This is a genomic window from Faecalibacterium sp. 9 (genome assembly GCF_048320955.1).
GTDB lineage: Bacteria > Bacillota > Clostridia > Oscillospirales > Ruminococcaceae > Faecalibacterium > Faecalibacterium wellingii.
This window is the reverse complement of sequence record NZ_JBLWGB010000001.1, coordinates 128,356-145,486: the sequence shown is the minus strand read 5'-3', so window position 1 is coordinate 145,486 and position 17,131 is coordinate 128,356. Positions and strand designations below refer to the sequence as shown.

Here is a 17,131-nt window from a genome sequence, read left to right as displayed (position 1 = left end):
ATTCAGCTTTCAGTATAAACCAACGGCAAAGCCTTGTAAAGTATAAAAAATTCTGACGTAACATGGTAGAAAAACAGATTGGAAACCTCTTGACTTTTGCATGAAAGTGCGTATAATAAGGGTAGGCAACGCGATAAAGCCGAACGTGTTTACCACGTAAAAAAATCGAAGCACCCCGGTACTGGTTCTACCGGGGTGCTTCTTTTCATTAGTGCTTGCTGCCCTTGAAGAACAGGCTGTCAAGCCACTTGCATAAATAGTAGGCTACTACCTCTGCTGCGACAGTCTGAAAAAACGCGATAAAGCTAGGCATGTTTACCACCTCCTTTCCGCGACAGGGGGATCGGAGAAGGGCCGCAGAGCCAGTATAACACAAAAAGCGGCAGCGCGCAATTTGATGCACGCTGCCGCTTTTTCATTGAGGAGGCAGAAAAAGCTTAGTTTTCGGCAAGGTTGCCGGTGTACAGCTGGTAATACCTGCCCTTTTTGGCGATCAGCTCGTCGTGGCTGCCGCGCTCGATGATGCGGCCTTGCTCCAGCACCACGATGCAGTCTGCATTGCGGACGGTGGACAGGCGGTGTGCAATGACGAAGCTGGTGCGGCCGTACATCAGGCCGTCCATGCCGCGCTGCACCAGCGCTTCGGTGCGGGTATCGATGGAGGAAGTGGCCTCGTCCAGGATCAGCACCGGGGGATCTGCCACGGCAGCGCGGGCGATGGCCAGCAGCTGCCGCTGTCCCTGCGAGAGGTTGGCACCATCGCCGGTAAGCATGGTGTTGTAGCCCTCCGGCAGGCGCTTGATGAAGCTGTCGGCGTTGGCAAGGCGGGCGGCGGCGATGCACTCTTCATCGGTAGCCTCCAGTCGGCCGTAGCGGATGTTCTCCATCACCGTGCCGGTGAACAGGTGGGTGTCCTGCAGCACGATGCCCAGCGAACGGCGCAGGTCGGCCTTTTTGATCTTGTGGATGTTGATGCCGTCGTAGCGGATCTTGCCCTCCTGAATGTCGTAGAACCGGTTGATGAGGTTGGTGATTGTGGTCTTGCCCGCACCGGTGGAGCCGACAAAGGCGATCTTCTGGCCGGGGCGGCCATAGAGGTTGATGCCGTGCAGGACGGTCTTCTCCGGCACATAGCCGAAGTCCACGTCCGTAAAGGTGATGTCGCCCGCCAGCTTGTGGTAGGTAGTGGTGCCATCGTGGTGGGGGTGCTTCCATGCCCACAGGCCGGTGCGCTCGTCCGTCTCCACCAGCTGGTCGTTGCGGTCGTACTTTGCGTTGACAAGGGTCACATAGCCTTCGTCGGTCTCGCTGGGTTCATCCATCATCTTGAAGATGCGCTCAGCACCGGCCAGTGCCATGATGACGCTGTTGGCCTGCATGGACACCTGACTGATGGGCATGTTGAAGCCCTTGTTCAGGCTCAGGAAAGCCATCACCGTGCCAAGGGTCGTGCCGCCCATGCCGCTCACGGCCATGGCTGCGCCTGCCAGCGCGCAGACGGCATAGCTGATGTTGCCCAGCTGGGCGTTGACCGGCATCATGATGTTGGCAAAGCTGTTGGCTTTGTTGGCGCTGTCTTTCAGCTGGTCGTTCAGCTGGCGGAAACCGTCCAGCGCCTTCTGCTCGTGGGTGAACACCTTGACGACCTTCTGGCCTTCCATCATCTCTTCGATGTAGCCGTTCAATTTGCCCAGATCCCGCTGCTGCTGGATGAAGTATTTGCCGGACTGCTGGGTGATCTTTTTGGAGCAGAACATCATCAGCGCCACCATCAGCATGGTGACGATCGTCAGCTGCCAGCTGAGCATGCACATGCTGAAGAACACCGAAACAATGGTAATGGCGCTGGACACCAGCTGCGGGATGCTCTGACTGAGCATCTGGCGCAGGGTATCCACGTCGTTGGTGTACACGGACATGATGTCGCCGTGGGGATGCTGGTCAAAATACTTGATGGGCAGGCTCTCCATGTGGGTGAACAGCTGGGTGCGCAGGTTGCGCAGGGTGCCCTGCGTCACGTTGACCATGATGCGGGCGTTGCCCCACGCTGCCAGAATGCCAATGACGTAGATGATGCCTACCCGCAGCAGAGCCGCAGCCAGCGGGGCAAAATCCGGGTCCTGCTGCTGGGTCATGGGTACGATGTAATCGTCCATCAGGGCCTTTAAGAACAGACTGGCCTGTACGTTTGCCAGTGCACTGACCACGATGCAGACAAGCACAAGGATGCAGTGGGGCAGATAGTGCCGGAATACCTCATCCATGATGCGCTTCAGCAGCTTGCCCGGGTTTTCCACCTTGGGGCGCGGGCCGCCCATGCGGGGGCCGGGGCCGCGAACTTCTTTTGCCTGAGCCATTACTGTTCACCTCCCTGTTTGTCAAAGTCGCCGCCGCCCTGTGTCTGACTGCTGTAGACTTCCTGATAGATGGCGTTGGTCTTCAAAAGCTCCTCATGGGTGCCCAGACCATCGATGCGGCCGTTGTCCAGCACAAGGATGCGGTCAGCGTCCTGCACCGAGGAAATACGCTGTGCAATGATGATCTTGGTGGTGCCGGGAATTTCTTCGCGGAACGCCTTGCGGATCTTGGCATCGGTAGCGGTATCCACGGCGCTGGTGGAGTCGTCCAAAATCAGCACCTTGGGCTTGCGCAGCAGGGCGCGGGCGATGGTCAGGCGCTGCTTCTGGCCGCCGGACACATTGGAGCCGCCCTGCTCGATCCATGTATTGTATTTGTCCGGGAAGCGCTCGATGAACTCATCCGCGCAGGCAAGCTTTGCCACACGGATGCACTCTTCCTCGCTGGCGTTCTCGTCGCCCCAGCGCAGGTTGTCCAGAATGGTGCCGCTGAACAGCACGTTCTTCTGCAGCACCATGGATACCTCGCGGCGCAGCACGTCGAGGTTGTAGTCCCGCACATCCACGCCGCCCACGCGCACGGTGCCGCTCTCGGCATCGTACAGGCGGGGGATCAGCTGCACCAGACTGGATTTTGCGCTGCCGGTGCCGCCGATGATGCCCAGCGTCTCGCCGGGCCGGATGGTAAAGCTGATGTCGTTCAGCACCGGCTGACCGCTGCCGTGCTTATACTTGAAGGTGACATGCTCGAACTGGATGCTGCCGTCGGCCACCTGCTGCACAGGCTGCTTTGCGGGGGGCAGGTCGGTGGTCTCGTCCAGCACTTCCACGATACGCTTGGCGGAAGCGGCAGACATGGAGATCATGACAAAGGCCATGCTGAGCATCATCAGGGCCATGAGGATGTTCATGATGTAGCCGAACAGAGCGTTCAGCTGGCCGGTGGTAATGGCACCGTGCAGCACATATTTTGCGCCCAGCCAGCTCAGCGCAAGGTTGCAGCCGTAGACAGCGACCAGCATGGCGGGGTTGTTGAAGCTCAGGCGGCTTTCGGCGTTGACGAACTGGTCATACAGGCTCTGGCAGGCTTTGGTGTACTTTTCATTCTCAAAGCCCTCGCGCACGAAGCTCTTCACCACGCGGATGGCGGAGACGTTCTCCTGCACGGACGCATTCAGGGCGTCGTAGTTTTTGAACACCCGGTCAAAGATGTGGAAGGTGGGCACCATGATGCCTGCCAGCACCGCCACCAGAAAGACCACAGCCACCACGAAGATCAGCGACAGCGGGCCGCCGATCATCACGGCCATGAACAGGGCGAACACCAGATGCACCGGGGCGCGCACGCACATGCGCTCGATCATCTGGAAGGCGTTCTGTACGTTGGTCACGTCGGTGGTCATACGGGTGACAAGGCCTGCGGTGGAGAATTTATCAATGTTGGAAAAAGAATAATGCTGGATGTTCTCATACATGGCATCGCGCAGATTTCCGGCAAAGCCGGTGGATGCCTCGGCGGCGTATTTGCCGGCCAGAACGCCCAGCGCCAGCGCGACCACAGCCACCAGAAAGGTGAGCAGGCCGTACTTGAGGATGGCGTTCATATCGCCCTTTTCAATGCCCTGATCGATGATGAAGGCCATGATGGTGGGCAAAAGCACATCCATCACGGCTTCCAGAGCGGCAAAGAGCGGTGTCAGGACTGCGGCGCGTTTATACTCGCCCAGATGCGACACTAACTTTTTGATCATCTGAGTTACCTCCTGTTGCTTTTATTTGTTTGGTACAGAACAATTTTATACAAAACATTTTAATTGTCAAGACGTTTCAAAAAATGTTCATAATTACTAATTTAACGGACACTTTTTCGGCAGATTGACAAACCCTCTCAGTCAAAGCCTGTCGGCTTTGCCAGCTCCCCCAAAGGGGGAGCTTTTCTTGCTCTGAACAATACGACCTGCTTTGAATTGGACGCATCACCCTTTGTATTATGGTGCACATAGCTCCCCCTTCGGGGGAGCTGGCAAGCAAAGCGAGCCTGAGAGGGTTCATTTCAGTGCATCCCGCAGCTTGTTCAGCAGCCGCAGCAGCTCGGTATTCTCCTCTTCCGTCAGCAACCCTGCCACATAATCGTCGGTCTGATGGAAGGAACGAATCGTGTTCTCGTGGAAGCGGATGCCCTCTTCGGTGAGCACCAGCTGCTTGAGCCGGGCGTCCTGCGGGACACTGCGCCGCTCGATATACCCCTTGCGCTCCATCAATTGCAGGATGTTGGTCACGGTGGAGCGGGTGATGGAGAACTCCCGCTCGATGTCCCGCTGGAACACGGCTGCGTCCCGGTGGCGGTAAAGATACTCAATGATCCACCCGTGCATGGGGGTGGCCTGCTCCACGCCGTTTTCGCGGGCAAACTGGTTGATCTTGCGGAAGATCAGGTTGTCCACCCGGCGGATCTGTGCCGGGATGACCTGCGGGCTTTCCCAGGGCGGGTCCGTGCGTTTGCAGCACTCGATTTTGATTTCGTCACACATAATGATCGGTTCCTTTGATTTGTTTGAAGCTGGACAGTTTTGAATAAAACTGTTTGATAACATACATATTATACGGCAGACAAAGTGAATGTCAAGGGAAAGTGAACGATTTTAAATGAAGTATTATTTTTTATATTGCAAACCGGCAAAGCCTGCGGGCTTGGCTGGTTTGCTTTTTCACGGAAGGGGCCGTAGCTGCAAGCGGCATATTTTCCGGTTGCGCGGTCATTTCAGAAGGAAATAAGCGCAACAGATGGAGTTTACCTTTTGGGCCATTACTGTGAAAATGCAACAGCAGACAGCCCGCAGGCTGTCTGCTGTTGCTCTATTATAAAAATATTGTTCCGCTAAATATGCCCAGAGCGAAGCGGAGGGCATTCTAAATTATTATTCCAGATTGTGCTTTTTGCAGAACTTTTTGCTCACCCAGTACATGCCTGCCCATAAAAGAATGGCCAGCACCAGATAGACCGGGTTCTTCATGGAACTGACAAGCGACTGCCCGAACAGCGCGATCAGGGCCACCATGACGCCTTTGCCCAGCAGCATGGTGATGAGGTACCGCTTTTCGTCAAAGTCCGAGATGCCAAAGGCCAGATGCATAAAGGAGCTTGGTGTGAAGGGCAGAAGCGTGAGCATGAACAGCGACGAGGTGTCAAAGCGGTTCACCCACTGCTGAGCCTTTTCCAGCTTGGGCGAGCGGGAGGCAAACTTCCAGAAGAAGCGCTTGACTACCCGCCGCCAGAGCAGGAACATGATGCAGCCGCCCAGTGCCACACCGGCCCAGCTGTACAGAAAGCCCAGCAGGCCGCCGTGGGCCGCCACATTCAGCGCCACAATGGCGATCAGCGGCAGCGGCGGGAAAAAAGACTCCACCATGGCCAGCACGATGGGGGCAATGGGGCCAAGGCCGCCAAAACTGTCCAGTAATGCTTCCCAGAATCCCAGCGTTCCAAGCTGACGCAGCCAAACGTTCATCGTGCGTATTCCATCCCTTCTGCCTGCGCCCTTTCCCAAAGCGCGGGCCGTCTATCCGTAGTATATCCACATTGTATGACAGAGCCGTGAACAGAAAACGACTTTTTTTGCCCTGCACACAGCTTCCTTGGGATACTACGAAGCAGAGAGGTGATTTCCTGCAAAACAGGTGAGAAACGACACCGGCTGCTCCGGCAAGCCGTGCGAAGCCATGTCTGGCATGTAGGCTGCACTTAAGGCAATCTCTTTTTTTACGACGGCAATCTCCTGCCGGGGTCTATTTTTATCATCACACGGAACACCGGCGAATTTTTTTCGCGTCACATTCTCTGTAAGGGAAACCCGTCAGAACAAAGCACCTCTCCACTGCATGAAATCATTGAGATACCGCTGCTTTATCCTCTGGCCACGATCTTCTGAGCGCCGCATAGGAAATAAGGAAGTTTGCAAGCCAACCTGCCGGGACTGCAAGCCAAACAAAAGCAATGCCAAAACGCGGTGCACAAATCAAGGCAACAGACAAGCGGATTGCAAGGTTTACCATATTTGCAATAAGAAACGGCCGCATGATTCCAAGTCCGCGAAGAACGCCATCAGTTGCCATCTTGATGCCCATGAAGATGAAAAAGTAACCAAGCCATCTCATATAATCACCGGACACCTGATAGGCCAACGCAGTTCCGTCTTTTCCCAAGAACAACGAGGAAATCTGTGTGTGCAGTGTTTCAATGACCACGAAAGCAAGAACTGCAAAGCATAGATCCAACACCAGTGCAGCATGATAACCTTTTTTGATACGATCAATTTTCTTTGCGCCAAGATTCTGGGATACAAACGGCGAAACTGCATTGCCGATGGATACGAAGATCAGCGAAAAAACATTTTCTACCCGCATCGTTGCCGCATACCCGGCAAGTGCCTGTGTGCCGAAGGGATTTACCACTGCCTGCACGATCATCATACCGATAGACACTGTGGACTGCTGCAAAACCGATGGTACCGCAATGCGAAGCGTGGAATACAGCTCCTGCCGGTCGAACCTGCTAAAGGAGCTCTTGTATTGCCGCATCCGAGACAGAAAGATCAAAAACGAAAACACGGCAGAAATTCCTTGTGCGATCAAGGTCGCAAGGGCTGCACCAAACACCCCCAGACCAAGACCGGCCACCATCCAGAGATCCATAAAAATATTCAGGAGAGATGAGAATATCAGCAGTCCCAACGGAATTTTGGATTCACCGATGGAAGTGAACATGGTGGAAAGAATGTTGTACATGAATAGAAACGGGAAACCCACAAAGTAGACACGCAGATACAATACTGCTTCTTCCAATATATCGGCAGGGGTCTGTAATCCGCTCATCATGAAATGGGAAAAGCAAAAGCCAAAGACACCAAGGACAACGCTCAAGATCAAAAAGCTGATCAGGGACGTTGACACAATGGTTTTCATTTTACCATAATTTTTTGCACCAAAATAGCGGCTTACAAGCACACCTGCGCCCACACCAGCACCAAGCGCCACACAAATAAAAACATTGGTCAGTGCAGCACAAGCACCAACAGCCGCAAGTGCCGAGGAGCCAACAAATTGACCAACGATTATGGAATCGGCCATATTGTATACTTGTTGAAAAAAGCTGCCAAGGATCATCGGCATCGCAAAAACAGTCAGCGCTTTAAGGGGTGGATCTGTGATCAAATATTCATCTTTCGACATGATTCTATTCCTTCCCAAAATCGTTTATCGCAAATTTTATCGCAAGTCAAGAAGTTAGTGCAGCATTCAAACGGCATCTTTGCGATATGCAATTCACCGCTGTTGCATTAAAAAGTTGAATTGCTATAAAATCGACCAGACAGCCTTAATGGGAAGTGCAAAGGCTTCTCACGCTGGTGGACTGGCGAGTGCAGGCGGGACGGAGCAGCCGGTGCCGCTTTTACTCCGCAGCCTGCTTTTCTGCGCGGGCCTTCATCCGCTCCAGCTGGGCGGTGCGCTGCTTCTCCCAGCGGTCAAGGGAGGCGTCGTCCGGCATCTGGAGACAGCGGGCATAGCTCCAGTGCAGGCCGTCGCGGCGGGCAAGCTTGTACCGCTGGAATACGCCTTTGCCTGCAGCGCTGCCGCTGCCGGCGCACCGGGGGCACTGGCTCAGAGTGTACCAGCTGTTGCTGCCCTTTTTCAGCCACACATCGTCCGGAGTCAGTGGTGCACCGCACTCCGGGCAGTTCATGGTGTAAATTTTGGGGTCGGTGCGCCAGGTGTACTGCTCCACATAGCCGTGGAACACCTCAAAATCCCGGTAGTCGCCGGGGGCCGGGCACAGGCTGGCCCGCAGGGCTTCGTCCTCGGTGGGGTAGGCGGCAAGCCCGGCCCGCAGGTCCAGCAGACGGCAGACATCGGCGGTGTACAGCGTATCGGAAAGTGCATCGTGGAACTGCCGCTCCATGGGGATACCCATGCGGGTGACGACGCTTTCCAGCGTCATACCCTCGCCCTCCTTGCGGGGGTGCTCCCGCAGGAACACCTGTTGCAGGTCGTACCAGACGGTGGGCCTGGACTCGTCAATATTGCACAGGTAAAGGTTCTGCTTGAGCACAGGCACATCGTCCATGCCCCACTCAGCAAACTCGGCGTCCGGGCCGCACCACTGCATAAAGCGGCGCAGGCCCTGCACGATGGGCTCCCCCTTGTCCAGATCGGCCTGCGTCAGGCCGGTGACTTTCGCGATGTGGTGCTGCAGCTTGCGGAAGATGCGGGGGCGCAGATGGATGGAAAAGGTATCCAGCACGTTGGCGTCCTCGTCGATCTTTACGGCGCCGATCTCTACGATCTCGCCCCGGAAGGTCTGCTGCACGCCGTGATAATTAAAGGTATACGGCTGGTAGCCGATGTTCCATTCCAGATCAAATAAAACCAGATTGCGCGGCATTGTTTTGTGTTCCTCTCGTTACTTTAAAATAAACTTCTCCACGGCCTCAGCCACGCCGTCGTGATCGTTGTCGGCAGCGGTCACATAATCGGCGCAGTCCTTTACCGGGTCTTCGGCGTTCTGCATCGCCACGCCCACACCGGCGTAGGCGATCATGGAGCGGTCGTTCAGGCCGTCGCCGCAGGCCATCAGGTTTTCGCGGTCAAGGCCCATACGCTCCAAAAGGGCGGCAAGGCTGCCGTCCTTGGCCACGCCCAGCGGCACGGCTTCAATGAAGAACGGGCTGGAGGGGTACAGGTCGATGCGGCCGTCAAACTGCTTTTTGCCGGCGGCCCACACCTCGTCCCGGCGGGCAGGTTCCAGTGTGATGAGCATTTTGCAGATGGGGTAATCCACATACTTTGCCAGATCGTCCACGCTGGTCATGGGCAGCTTGCAGGTAAAGCATTCGCGCAGGGCCCACTTGTCGTCCGGGTGCTCGGTGACAACGCCCTCTTTATTATAGGTGATAATGGTCACGTTCTGTGCGGCGGCAAAGGCGCACAGCTCGGGTATGTACTGGGCATCCAGCTGTTTCTGGTACAAAGTCTCGCCGGTGCGGCAGTCGATGATCTTGCCGCCGTTGTAAGAAAGGATGCAGCCGCCCTTTTTATCCAGCCCCAGTTCCTTTGCCAGCGGCAGCACGCCCGCGGTAGGACGGCCGGATGCCAGCACGATGGTGACACCCTTTGCAATTGCGGCATCCAGTGCAGCCCGGGTGCGGGGCGTGACTTCCTTTTGGCTGTTGGTCAGGGTGCCGTCCAGATCCAGCGCCAGAACTTTGATCTCTGCCATAAAAATACATTCCTCTCCATCTATATAAAGGTAAAAAAGCACTTACCCTTTTATTGTACAATGAAATGCGTCCGATTTTCAACCCTTCCGGTGCGGTTTGTGGAAAAAGAGCGCCGCCTGCACAGGATTTTACATCATTTTCCGGGTTTTTACGTTGAAGGTGCAGCGCACGCACCGGTTTTACCAAAGCTTTGCGGCGGCATGGTTTTTCTGCGGGCGGCAGTGCGCTACAATAAAGACGTTCCCGAAAGACAAAAAACGGTGCCTGAGGCAGGCCCGCCGCATTTGATTGGATAAAAAGAGAGGATCGCGTTATGAAAGAAAATAAGATCTCCCGCCGCAGTTTTCTGAAGTTTGGTGCAGCCGCTTCCGCTGCCGGCATGATGGCCGCAGCACCCGTGGCTGCAAGTGCAGCCCAGCCGGACGCCGCTGCTGCCGAGGATGAGGAGAACGGCCTGCTGGACCTGTTCAAGAAACCCAAGTACATCTTCCTGTTCATCGGTGACGGCATGGGCACCGCCCAGATCCAGTCTGCCCGCTTCTACAAGGGCACCGTGGACAACAACGGCGCTGTGACCGAGGCCGACCTGAGCTTCACCGGCTTTCCCACCGTGGGCAGCGTGACCACCTACGACAGCACCTCCTTCTGCCCGGACTCCGCTTCCACCGCAACCTCCATTGCTACCGGCCACAAGACGGAGAGCGGCGTCATCAACATGTGCCCCTGGACCCGCGATATGCCCTATGAGACCATTGCCGAAAAGCTGCACGCCCAGAAGGGCTACAAGGTGGGCGTCATCTCCTCGGTCAACATCGACCACGCCACTCCCGCCGCCTTCTACGCCCACCAGAAGACCCGCAAGAACTACTATCAGATCGGCGTGGAGCTGGCAAACTCCGGCTTTGAATACTTTGCCGGCGGCGAGTTCCAGAAGGTGAACGGCGACGGCACCGGCCCCAACAACCACGAGGTGGCTGCTCAGGCCGGATACAATGTGGTCACCACGCAGGCAGGCGCTGCCGCCCTGACCGCAGGCGCAGGCAAGACCCTGATCATTGCCGAGAATCTGGCAGACGGCAAGGCCATGAACTACGCCATGGACGCCGCTGCAGGCGAGTGGCAGCTGACCGATTACGTCAAGAAGGGCATCGAGCTGCTGGATAACCCCAAGGGTTTCTTCCTGATGACCGAGTCCGGCAAGATCGACTGGGCCTGCCACGCCAACGATGCCGCTGCTTCCATCCACGATGTGCTGGAGCTGAGCAACGCCGTGCAGGCAGCTGTGGAGTTCCAGAACAAGCACCCCAACGAGACCCTGATCCTTGTCACCGCTGACCACGAGACCGGCGGTATGGCCATCGGCTACAAGACCACCAACTATGACACCTTCCTGACCAATCTGGCCCACCAGAAGATGTCTTACGCAAAGTTTGATTCTACCTATGTGCAGAACTACATCGCCAACAAGACCCCCTTTGAAGCTGCCATGCAGGATGTGAAGGCGAACTTCGGTCTGACCCTGCCCACCGACCCGGATGCCGCCAATGCCGGCAAGCTGCTGCTGACCGACTACGAGGTGCAGAACCTGCGCACCGCCTACGAGCGCACCCTGAAGGTCGGCTCTGCCAGCCAGAAGGAAATGTCTCAGCAGGACTACGAGCTGTACGGCACCTACATCCCCTTCAGCATGACCATCTGCCACACCATCAACCATAAATCCGGCATGGACCACACCACCTACGCTCACACCGGTGCCATGGTGAACGTCTACGCCAACGGCGTGGGTGCGGAGAAGTTCGGCGGCGTGTTCGACAACACCGAGATCTTCCACAAGCTGGCCGACCTGACCAAGGTCAAGTAAAGCTTCACCAGACTGATCTTCCACATTTTTCCCGGATAAAGTAAAACCTCCCTGCTCTGGAACCGCAGCGACTGCGGCCGGGCAGGGAGGTTTTGCGTTGATTATGCTGTTTGCCTTTGCGGCTCCGCCGGTGAAAAAACAAATCGGGAAAGTCCGCAGACTTTCCCGATTTGTAATTTAGAAAATGATTCCGCTGAATATGGCCAGAGCAAAGCGGAGGCCATTCAAAATTTAATTGTTGATCTCCGGGAAGCCCTCCAGCTTGCTGGTGCAGTGGGGGCAGCGCACCGCCTTGATGGAGATCTCGCTCTGGCAGTAGGGGCACACCTTGGTGGTGGGCTCTGCGGGAGCTTCCGGCTCAGCAGGCTTCTTGTGCAGGGAGTTGACGAACTTGATGACCACGAACAGCACGAATGCCACGATCAGGAAGTTGATGACGGCATTGATAAAGGAACCGATGCCGATCATCACATCGCCCACATGGATGCCGACGTCCGAGAAATCGGCGTTGAAAAACAGGCCGATGGCGGGGTTGATGATGTCGTTCACCAGTGAGTTGACGATGGCGGTAAAGGCACCGCCGATGACAACGCCGACTGCCATATCCAGCACATTGCCGCGCATGGCAAAGGCCTTGAACTCTTCAAAAAACTTTTTGATGCCCTTGACTTCTTTTTCTGCCATAAGAAAATCCACTCCTTTACTCCCTTTATGCCGCAAGGGAACATATTTGCTTCTATGATAGCGGATTTTTGGCATGATTACAAGGGAAAATGACAGCCTCAGCCCGCTTTTGACAAAAAATAAAACGGGAAGGCCCGCAGACTTTCCCGTTATGCAAGGATGAAACAGTTCTTACTTTTCCGGTGCAGTAAAAGCGATGGGGGTAGCACCTGCAGCGGCATCCACACTCAGCAGGGAGATGGGAGCGACCTCGTAGTGCAGGGTCTCAAAGCTCTGGGTCTGGCCGTCCTCGGTGGTGAACTCCAGAATGTAGGTCACGTCGGACTGCTTGTCGGCCTCCACGTCGCGGGTGATGACGATGTTCTCGCCGTCAGCCAGACCGTTCTCGCCGGCCAGATTGTCGCCCTTCTCGTCGCTGCCTGCATCGTACAGGTGCAGCTCGGTGACGGTAGAACCGGTGGTGTTGTACACGGTGTACTCAGCGGTGGTGGGCTCAGCTGCTTCGCTGGAAGCAGCCTCAGAGCTTGCAGCCTCGGAAGAAGCGGCAGCAGAAGAAGCCACAGAAGAGGAAGCGGCGGTGGAGGATGCAGAAGAACCGCAGGCGGTCATGCCAACAGCCAGTGCTGCAGCGGCAGCAACGATCGCAATGTTCTTGAGTTTCATGTGAAATATACTCCTTTGAAATTTCTTCGTATTCAGATCAACCAACAGGGTGTGATGGATGATGAAGACGATTATACGGGAATTTCGACAAAAAATCAAGACGCCTGTGTGCATTTTCGACGATGAAACAGGAACTGTTACCAATTTGACATGAAATTGGAACATTTTAACATGAGTTAACATGAAGCAAAGTTTTGTAGGAAAGGCCGCTTGCCGCTTCGTAAAAGACAGCCCCATGCAGACTTTGGCCTGCACAGAGCTGTCTGGTCGGAAGGTTAAAGAAGGCGCAGTGCCCAAATGGCTTTACTTGGGCTGGCGGCCGATGTAAGCCAGAATGCCGCCGTCGGCGTACAGGATCTGGCCGTTCACAAAGTCGGAAGCGTGGCTTGCAAGGAACACGCAGGGGCCCACCATGTCGTCCGGCTCACCCCAGCGGCCTGCGGGGGTCTTGGCGGTGATGAACTGGTCGAAGGGGTGGCGGCTGCCGTCCGGCTGCACCTCCCGCAGGGGTGCGGTCTGGGCAGTGGCGATGTAGCCGGGGCCCATGCCGTTGCACTGGATGTTGTACTCGCCGTACTCGGAAGCGATGTTCTTGGTGAGCATCTTCAGTGCACCCTTGGCGGCGGCGTAGGCAGAGACGGTCTCGCGGCCCAGCTCGCTCATCATGGAGCAGATGTTGATGATCTTGCCCTCGCGCTTTTCCATCATGTCCGGCAGAACGGCCTTGGAGCAGTTGAAGGCACCGCCTACATGCACGTCGATGACCCGCATGAAGTCGGCGTGGCTCATCTCGATCATGGGCACCCGCTTCATCAGACCAGCGTTGTTCACCAGAATGTCCACAGGGCCCACCTCGGCCTTGATCTTTGCCACCATGGTGTTCACAGCGTCCTCGTCGGACACGTCGGCAACATAGCCGTGGGCGTCGATGCCGGCGGCCTTGTAGGCGGCAAGACCTTTCTCCAGACTTGCCTCGGAAGAGCAGTTGAAGCAGACGGTTGCACCGCACTGGGCCATGCCCTCGGCGATGGAGAAGCCGATGCCGTGGGCACCGCCGGTGATCAGAGCAACCTTGCCCTGCAGGTTGAAAGCGGAAAGATCCATGATTTTCTCCTTCTCAAGTTAAATAACCCTCTCAGGCTGCTTCGCAGCCAGCTCCCCCGAAGGGGGAGCTTTTAGATACGTTGAGGAAAGATGGATAAAAACCTCGCCCTTCGGGAGAGGTGGCATCGCGCAGCAATGACGGAGAGGATTCAAGTTAAATTTTTAGCAAAAAGCCCCGTACCGGTTACCCGGTACGGGGCTTTTGAATGGTGCTTTTTAGCGCAGGTCAGTGGTAGCGATGTTGTCCATGTCGTCAAACTCCATGTTCTCGCCGCCCATTGCCCAGATAAACGTATAGTTCGAGGTGCCTACGCCGCTGTGAATGCTCCAGGAGGGGCTGATGACAGCATCCTCGTTGTGCATCACGATGTGGCGGGTCTGGGTAGGCTCGCCGCACATGTGGAACACCACCTGCCCCTCGGGCAGTTCAAAGTAGGTATAAATCTCCATGCGCCGCTCGTGGGTGTGGCTGGGCATCGTGTTCCAGTTGGAACCGGCATCCAGTTCAGTCATACCCATGCTCAGCTGGCAGGTCTTCAGCACATCCGGGTGGATGAACTGGTTGATGGTGCGCTTGTTGCAGGTCTCGACGCTGCCCAGAGGACGGTGATTTGCATCAGCCATCTTGATCAGGCGGGTCTCGTAAGAGCAATGTGCGGGAGCGGACACCATGTAGAATTTGGCGGGATGCTCCGGGTCGGCGGAAGCAAAGGTGACTTCCTTGGTGCCTTTGGTGATGTACAGGCAGTCCTTGTAGCCCAGCTCGTACTTCACACCGTCGGCCACCACGATGCCGGTGGAATCCTTGCCGATGTTGAACATGCCGATCTCGCGGCGCTCCAGAAAGTAGTGGGTGCCGAAGTTTGCCCACACGTCGATGCCCTTGTCGATGGACACGGTCTCGTGCACCGGCATGCAGCCCAGCGTGACCATACGGTCCACATGGCTGTACACAGCAACGACCTCATCGGCCTTGTACAGGCCGGTGATGAGCATTTCGTCCCGCATTTCCTCAGTGGTATAGCGGTTGAAATCCTTCTGGTTGCAGGAGTAGCGGATATCCATTGTGGACTCCTTCCTGCAATTAGCGCTGGATACGGCCGGAACCGTCGCCGCCGGCCAGCTTCTCGACCTCGGACACGGTCATCATGTTGTAGTCGCCCTCGATGGAGTGCTTCAGAGCAGAAGCAGCAACAGCGAACTCAACAGCTTCCTGAGTGGTCTTGCCGGTCAGCAAGCTGTAGATCAGGCCGCCGCCGAAGGAGTCACCGCCGCCAACGCGGTCGATGATGTGCAGGTCGTACTTCTTGGAGAAGCAGTACTCATTGGAAGCAACATCGTACAGCATAGCGCTCCAGCCGTTGTCGAAGGCGCTGTGGCTCTCACGCAGAGTGATAGCGACCTTCTCGAAGTGGAACTTGTCAGCCAGCTGCTTGGCAACGCTCTTGTAGCCCTCAGCATTCAGCTTGCCGCCGTAGATATCGGTAGCCTCGGCCTCGATGCCGAACACGTCCTTTGCGTCCTCCTCGTTGGAGATGCAGACGTCAACATACTGGCACAGGTCAGTCATGGCAGCGCGGGCCTGCTCACGGGTCCACAGCTTGCCGCGGTAGTTCAGGTCGCAGCTGATCTTCACGCCGTGTGCCTTAGCAGCCTTGCAGGCCTCGCGGCAGATCTCGACGACGTTCTCGCCCAGAGCCGGGGTGATGCCGGTGAAGTGGAACCAGTCCACGCCCTCGAAGATCTTATCCCAATCAAAGTCGGAGGGCTGAGCCAGCTGGATGGCGCTGTTGGCGCGGTCGTAGATGCAGACGGAACCACGCTGAGAAGCGCCCTTCTCGTTGTAGTAGATGCCAACGCGATCGCCGCCGCGGGTGATCATGCTGGTGTCAACGCCGTAACGGCGCAGGCTGTTGACAGCGGCCTGACCGATTGCGTGTGCGGGGAGCTTGGTGACGAAGGCTGCGTCCAGACCGTAGTTGGCCAGAGAAACAGCAACGTTTGCCTCGCCGCCGCCGAAGGTGAACTCCAGGCTGTTAGCCTGAACGAAACGCTCGTAGTTGAACGGCTGCAGACGGACCATCAGTTCGCCAAAAGTAACAACTTTCATTGGGTATTCTCCTTTTATTTACAGGTGTTTATGACCTTCTGCTGCGGGGCATCCCCGGCGCAGCAGGGCTTTCACGGATAGGGGAGCCGGAGCTCAGGCCTGGACCAGATGGAATGCGAAGCCGCCGATCTCGTCTGCAAAGTAGCAGGCGATGGTCTTGCCGTTCTTCACGTTCTTGCTGTCCAGATCGAACTTCACGCCGCGCTGAGACAGGTGGTAGATGGCACGGTCGACGTTGTTGCAGCCGATGGCGATGTGGCCATTGGTGCCGCGGCCGGGCTTCTTCATGATCTCAAACTCCTTGTTGCCCACAAAGATGCTGGAATTGCCGGGAGCGACCTTCATGTTCAGCAGGCTGCCGATGAGGTTTGCCATCTTCATGGCCTCTTCCTCGTTCTCGGTGTTGATGCCGACGTGCATCAGCTTCAGACCCAGCATGGTGTCAACCGCTTCCTTGCTCTGAGCGGTGATCTTAGCCCAGTCGTGAGCCTTGATCACGTCGCTCTTGCACATCCAGGTGCCGCCGACAGCAAAGATCTGGTCGTAGCCCAGATAGTCGTTGACGTTCTTTGCATTGACGCCGCCGGTGCACATCCAGCGTGCGCTCTTCAGGGCTGCGCCGATGTTCTTCAGCATGCCGACACCGCCGTTTGCCTCAGCGGGGAAGAACTTCAGGGCCTCGCAGCCCATGTTCATAGCCTGCTGCATCTCGCCTGCGGAGCAGGTGCCGGGCATCATGATGCCGCCCTTGTCGATGACGTGCTTGCAGACCTCGGGGTCAAAGCCGGGAGCAACGATGAAGGATGCGCCTGCTGCCATTGCACGGTCAGCCTGCTCGGTGGTCAGGACAGTGCCTGCGCCCAGCAGCATCTCGGGCATCTCCTCGTGGATCTTGCGGATGCAATCCTCAGCACATGCGGTGCGGAAGGTGACCTCAGCTGCGGGCAGACCGCCGTCAGCCAGAGCCTTGCACAGGGGCAGGGCTTCATCAACGCTGTTGAAAGCGATAACAGGGATAATGCCGATCTGATAGACCTTTTCTACGATGGGATTCATAAATGCATTTCTCCTTTTTGAA

At 56.3% G+C, this 17,131-nt stretch carries 15 protein-coding genes; 2 read left to right on the top strand and 13 right to left on the bottom strand.

Translation table 11 applies throughout. The features are described from left to right. Nucleotides 1-437 precede the first annotated feature (437 nt). The 7 genes from ACKXF9_RS00670 to ACKXF9_RS00640 all read right to left on the bottom strand — a co-directional run bounded on the left by ACKXF9_RS00670 (nt 438) and on the right by ACKXF9_RS00640 (nt 9,630). A complete protein-coding gene (locus ACKXF9_RS00670) occupies nt 438-2,357 on the bottom strand; it encodes an ABC transporter ATP-binding protein (protein ID WP_418265001.1) in 1,920 nt (639 codons plus the stop codon). Then, nucleotides 2,357-4,108 (bottom strand): ABC transporter ATP-binding protein, encoded by a 1,752-nt coding sequence (locus tag ACKXF9_RS00665; protein WP_418265000.1) that lies wholly within the window; start codon nt 4,106-4,108, stop codon nt 2,357-2,359. Before ACKXF9_RS00665 ends, ACKXF9_RS00670 begins: the two co-directional genes overlap by 1 nt. Nucleotides 4,109-4,405: 297 nt before the next feature. Further along, complete coding sequence (locus ACKXF9_RS00660; protein ID WP_339395051.1) at nt 4,406-4,888, bottom strand: MarR family transcriptional regulator; 483 nt, start codon at nt 4,886-4,888, stop codon at nt 4,406-4,408. Between the two features lie 387 nt (nt 4,889-5,275). After that, nucleotides 5,276-5,866 (bottom strand): TVP38/TMEM64 family protein, encoded by a 591-nt coding sequence (locus tag ACKXF9_RS00655; protein WP_418264999.1) that lies wholly within the window; start codon nt 5,864-5,866, stop codon nt 5,276-5,278. 376 nt (nt 5,867-6,242) lie between these two features. Then, nucleotides 6,243-7,586, bottom strand: coding sequence for an MATE family efflux transporter (locus ACKXF9_RS00650; protein WP_418264998.1), 1,344 nt, complete (start codon nt 7,584-7,586; stop codon nt 6,243-6,245). Between the two features lie 220 nt (nt 7,587-7,806). Then, nucleotides 7,807-8,796, bottom strand: a complete 990-nt coding sequence (locus tag ACKXF9_RS00645; protein WP_418264997.1) for a 3'-5' exonuclease — start codon at nt 8,794-8,796, stop codon at nt 7,807-7,809. 18 nt (nt 8,797-8,814) lie between these two features. Then, a complete protein-coding gene (locus tag ACKXF9_RS00640; protein WP_418264996.1) occupies nt 8,815-9,630 on the bottom strand; it encodes a Cof-type HAD-IIB family hydrolase in 816 nt (271 codons plus the stop codon). 60 nt (nt 9,631-9,690) lie between these two features. On the opposite strand from ACKXF9_RS00640, the gene ACKXF9_RS00635 reads away from it, so the two are divergent. Both ACKXF9_RS00635 and ACKXF9_RS00630 read left to right on the top strand, forming a co-directional pair. Beyond that, on the top strand, nt 9,691-9,927 hold the full coding sequence (locus ACKXF9_RS00635) for a hypothetical protein (protein WP_418264995.1): 237 nt from the start codon (nt 9,691-9,693) through the stop codon (nt 9,925-9,927). A 17-nt stretch (nt 9,928-9,944) separates the two neighbouring features. Further along, nucleotides 9,945-11,492, top strand: a complete 1,548-nt coding sequence (locus ACKXF9_RS00630; protein WP_418264994.1) for an alkaline phosphatase — start codon at nt 9,945-9,947, stop codon at nt 11,490-11,492. A gap of 231 nt (nt 11,493-11,723) precedes the next feature. Here the strand turns inward: ACKXF9_RS00630 and mscL are convergent, their stop codons facing one another. The 6 genes from mscL to eda form a co-directional block, all read right to left on the bottom strand. Next, nucleotides 11,724-12,176 carry a large conductance mechanosensitive channel protein MscL gene (mscL, locus tag ACKXF9_RS00625; protein ID WP_249237400.1) on the bottom strand — a complete coding sequence of 151 codons (453 nt, stop codon included), beginning with the start codon at nt 12,174-12,176 and terminating at the stop codon, nt 11,724-11,726. A 171-nt stretch (nt 12,177-12,347) separates the two neighbouring features. Continuing rightward, nucleotides 12,348-12,839, bottom strand: coding sequence for a cytochrome C (locus ACKXF9_RS00620; RefSeq protein ID WP_418264993.1), 492 nt, complete (start codon nt 12,837-12,839; stop codon nt 12,348-12,350). A gap of 303 nt (nt 12,840-13,142) precedes the next feature. Beyond that, nucleotides 13,143-13,943, bottom strand: coding sequence for a gluconate 5-dehydrogenase (locus ACKXF9_RS00615; RefSeq protein WP_339395060.1), 801 nt, complete (start codon nt 13,941-13,943; stop codon nt 13,143-13,145). 216 nt (nt 13,944-14,159) lie between these two features. Beyond that, on the bottom strand, nt 14,160-15,008 hold the full coding sequence (kduI, locus tag ACKXF9_RS00610) for a 5-dehydro-4-deoxy-D-glucuronate isomerase (protein ID WP_418264992.1): 849 nt from the start codon (nt 15,006-15,008) through the stop codon (nt 14,160-14,162). Between the two features lie 19 nt (nt 15,009-15,027). After that, nucleotides 15,028-16,053: a sugar kinase gene (locus tag ACKXF9_RS00605; protein ID WP_097777423.1), complete on the bottom strand. Its 1,026-nt coding sequence runs from the start codon at nt 16,051-16,053 to the stop codon at nt 15,028-15,030. Between the two features lie 93 nt (nt 16,054-16,146). Then, nucleotides 16,147-17,109, bottom strand: a complete 963-nt coding sequence (gene eda / locus ACKXF9_RS00600; protein WP_249237395.1) for a bifunctional 4-hydroxy-2-oxoglutarate aldolase/2-dehydro-3-deoxy-phosphogluconate aldolase — start codon at nt 17,107-17,109, stop codon at nt 16,147-16,149. Between the last annotated feature and the right edge of the window lie 22 nt (nt 17,110-17,131).

Bases quoted from the DNA above. Each gene is read 5' to 3' on its own strand.
- ACKXF9_RS00670 (WP_418265001.1), bottom strand. From the start codon at position 2,357: ATGGCTCAGGCAAAAGAAGTTCGCGGCCCCGGCCCCCGCATGGGCGGC.
- ACKXF9_RS00665 (WP_418265000.1), bottom strand. From the start codon at position 4,108: ATGATCAAAAAGTTAGTGTCGCATCTGGGCGAGTATAAACGCGCCGCA.
- ACKXF9_RS00660 (WP_339395051.1), bottom strand. From the start codon at position 4,888: ATGTGTGACGAAATCAAAATCGAGTGCTGCAAACGCACGGACCCGCCC.
- ACKXF9_RS00655 (WP_418264999.1), bottom strand. From the start codon at position 5,866: ATGAACGTTTGGCTGCGTCAGCTTGGAACGCTGGGATTCTGGGAAGCA.
- ACKXF9_RS00650 (WP_418264998.1), bottom strand. From the start codon at position 7,586: ATGTCGAAAGATGAATATTTGATCACAGATCCACCCCTTAAAGCGCTG.
- ACKXF9_RS00645 (WP_418264997.1), bottom strand. From the start codon at position 8,796: ATGCCGCGCAATCTGGTTTTATTTGATCTGGAATGGAACATCGGCTAC.
- ACKXF9_RS00640 (WP_418264996.1), bottom strand. From the start codon at position 9,630: ATGGCAGAGATCAAAGTTCTGGCGCTGGATCTGGACGGCACCCTGACC.
- ACKXF9_RS00635 (WP_418264995.1), top strand. From the start codon at position 9,691: ATGAAATGCGTCCGATTTTCAACCCTTCCGGTGCGGTTTGTGGAAAAA.
- ACKXF9_RS00630 (WP_418264994.1), top strand. From the start codon at position 9,945: ATGAAAGAAAATAAGATCTCCCGCCGCAGTTTTCTGAAGTTTGGTGCA.
- mscL (WP_249237400.1), bottom strand. From the start codon at position 12,176: ATGGCAGAAAAAGAAGTCAAGGGCATCAAAAAGTTTTTTGAAGAGTTC.
- ACKXF9_RS00620 (WP_418264993.1), bottom strand. From the start codon at position 12,839: ATGAAACTCAAGAACATTGCGATCGTTGCTGCCGCTGCAGCACTGGCT.
- ACKXF9_RS00615 (WP_339395060.1), bottom strand. From the start codon at position 13,943: ATGGATCTTTCCGCTTTCAACCTGCAGGGCAAGGTTGCTCTGATCACC.
- kduI (WP_418264992.1), bottom strand. From the start codon at position 15,008: ATGGATATCCGCTACTCCTGCAACCAGAAGGATTTCAACCGCTATACC.
- ACKXF9_RS00605 (WP_097777423.1), bottom strand. From the start codon at position 16,053: ATGAAAGTTGTTACTTTTGGCGAACTGATGGTCCGTCTGCAGCCGTTC.
- eda (WP_249237395.1), bottom strand. From the start codon at position 17,109: ATGAATCCCATCGTAGAAAAGGTCTATCAGATCGGCATTATCCCTGTT.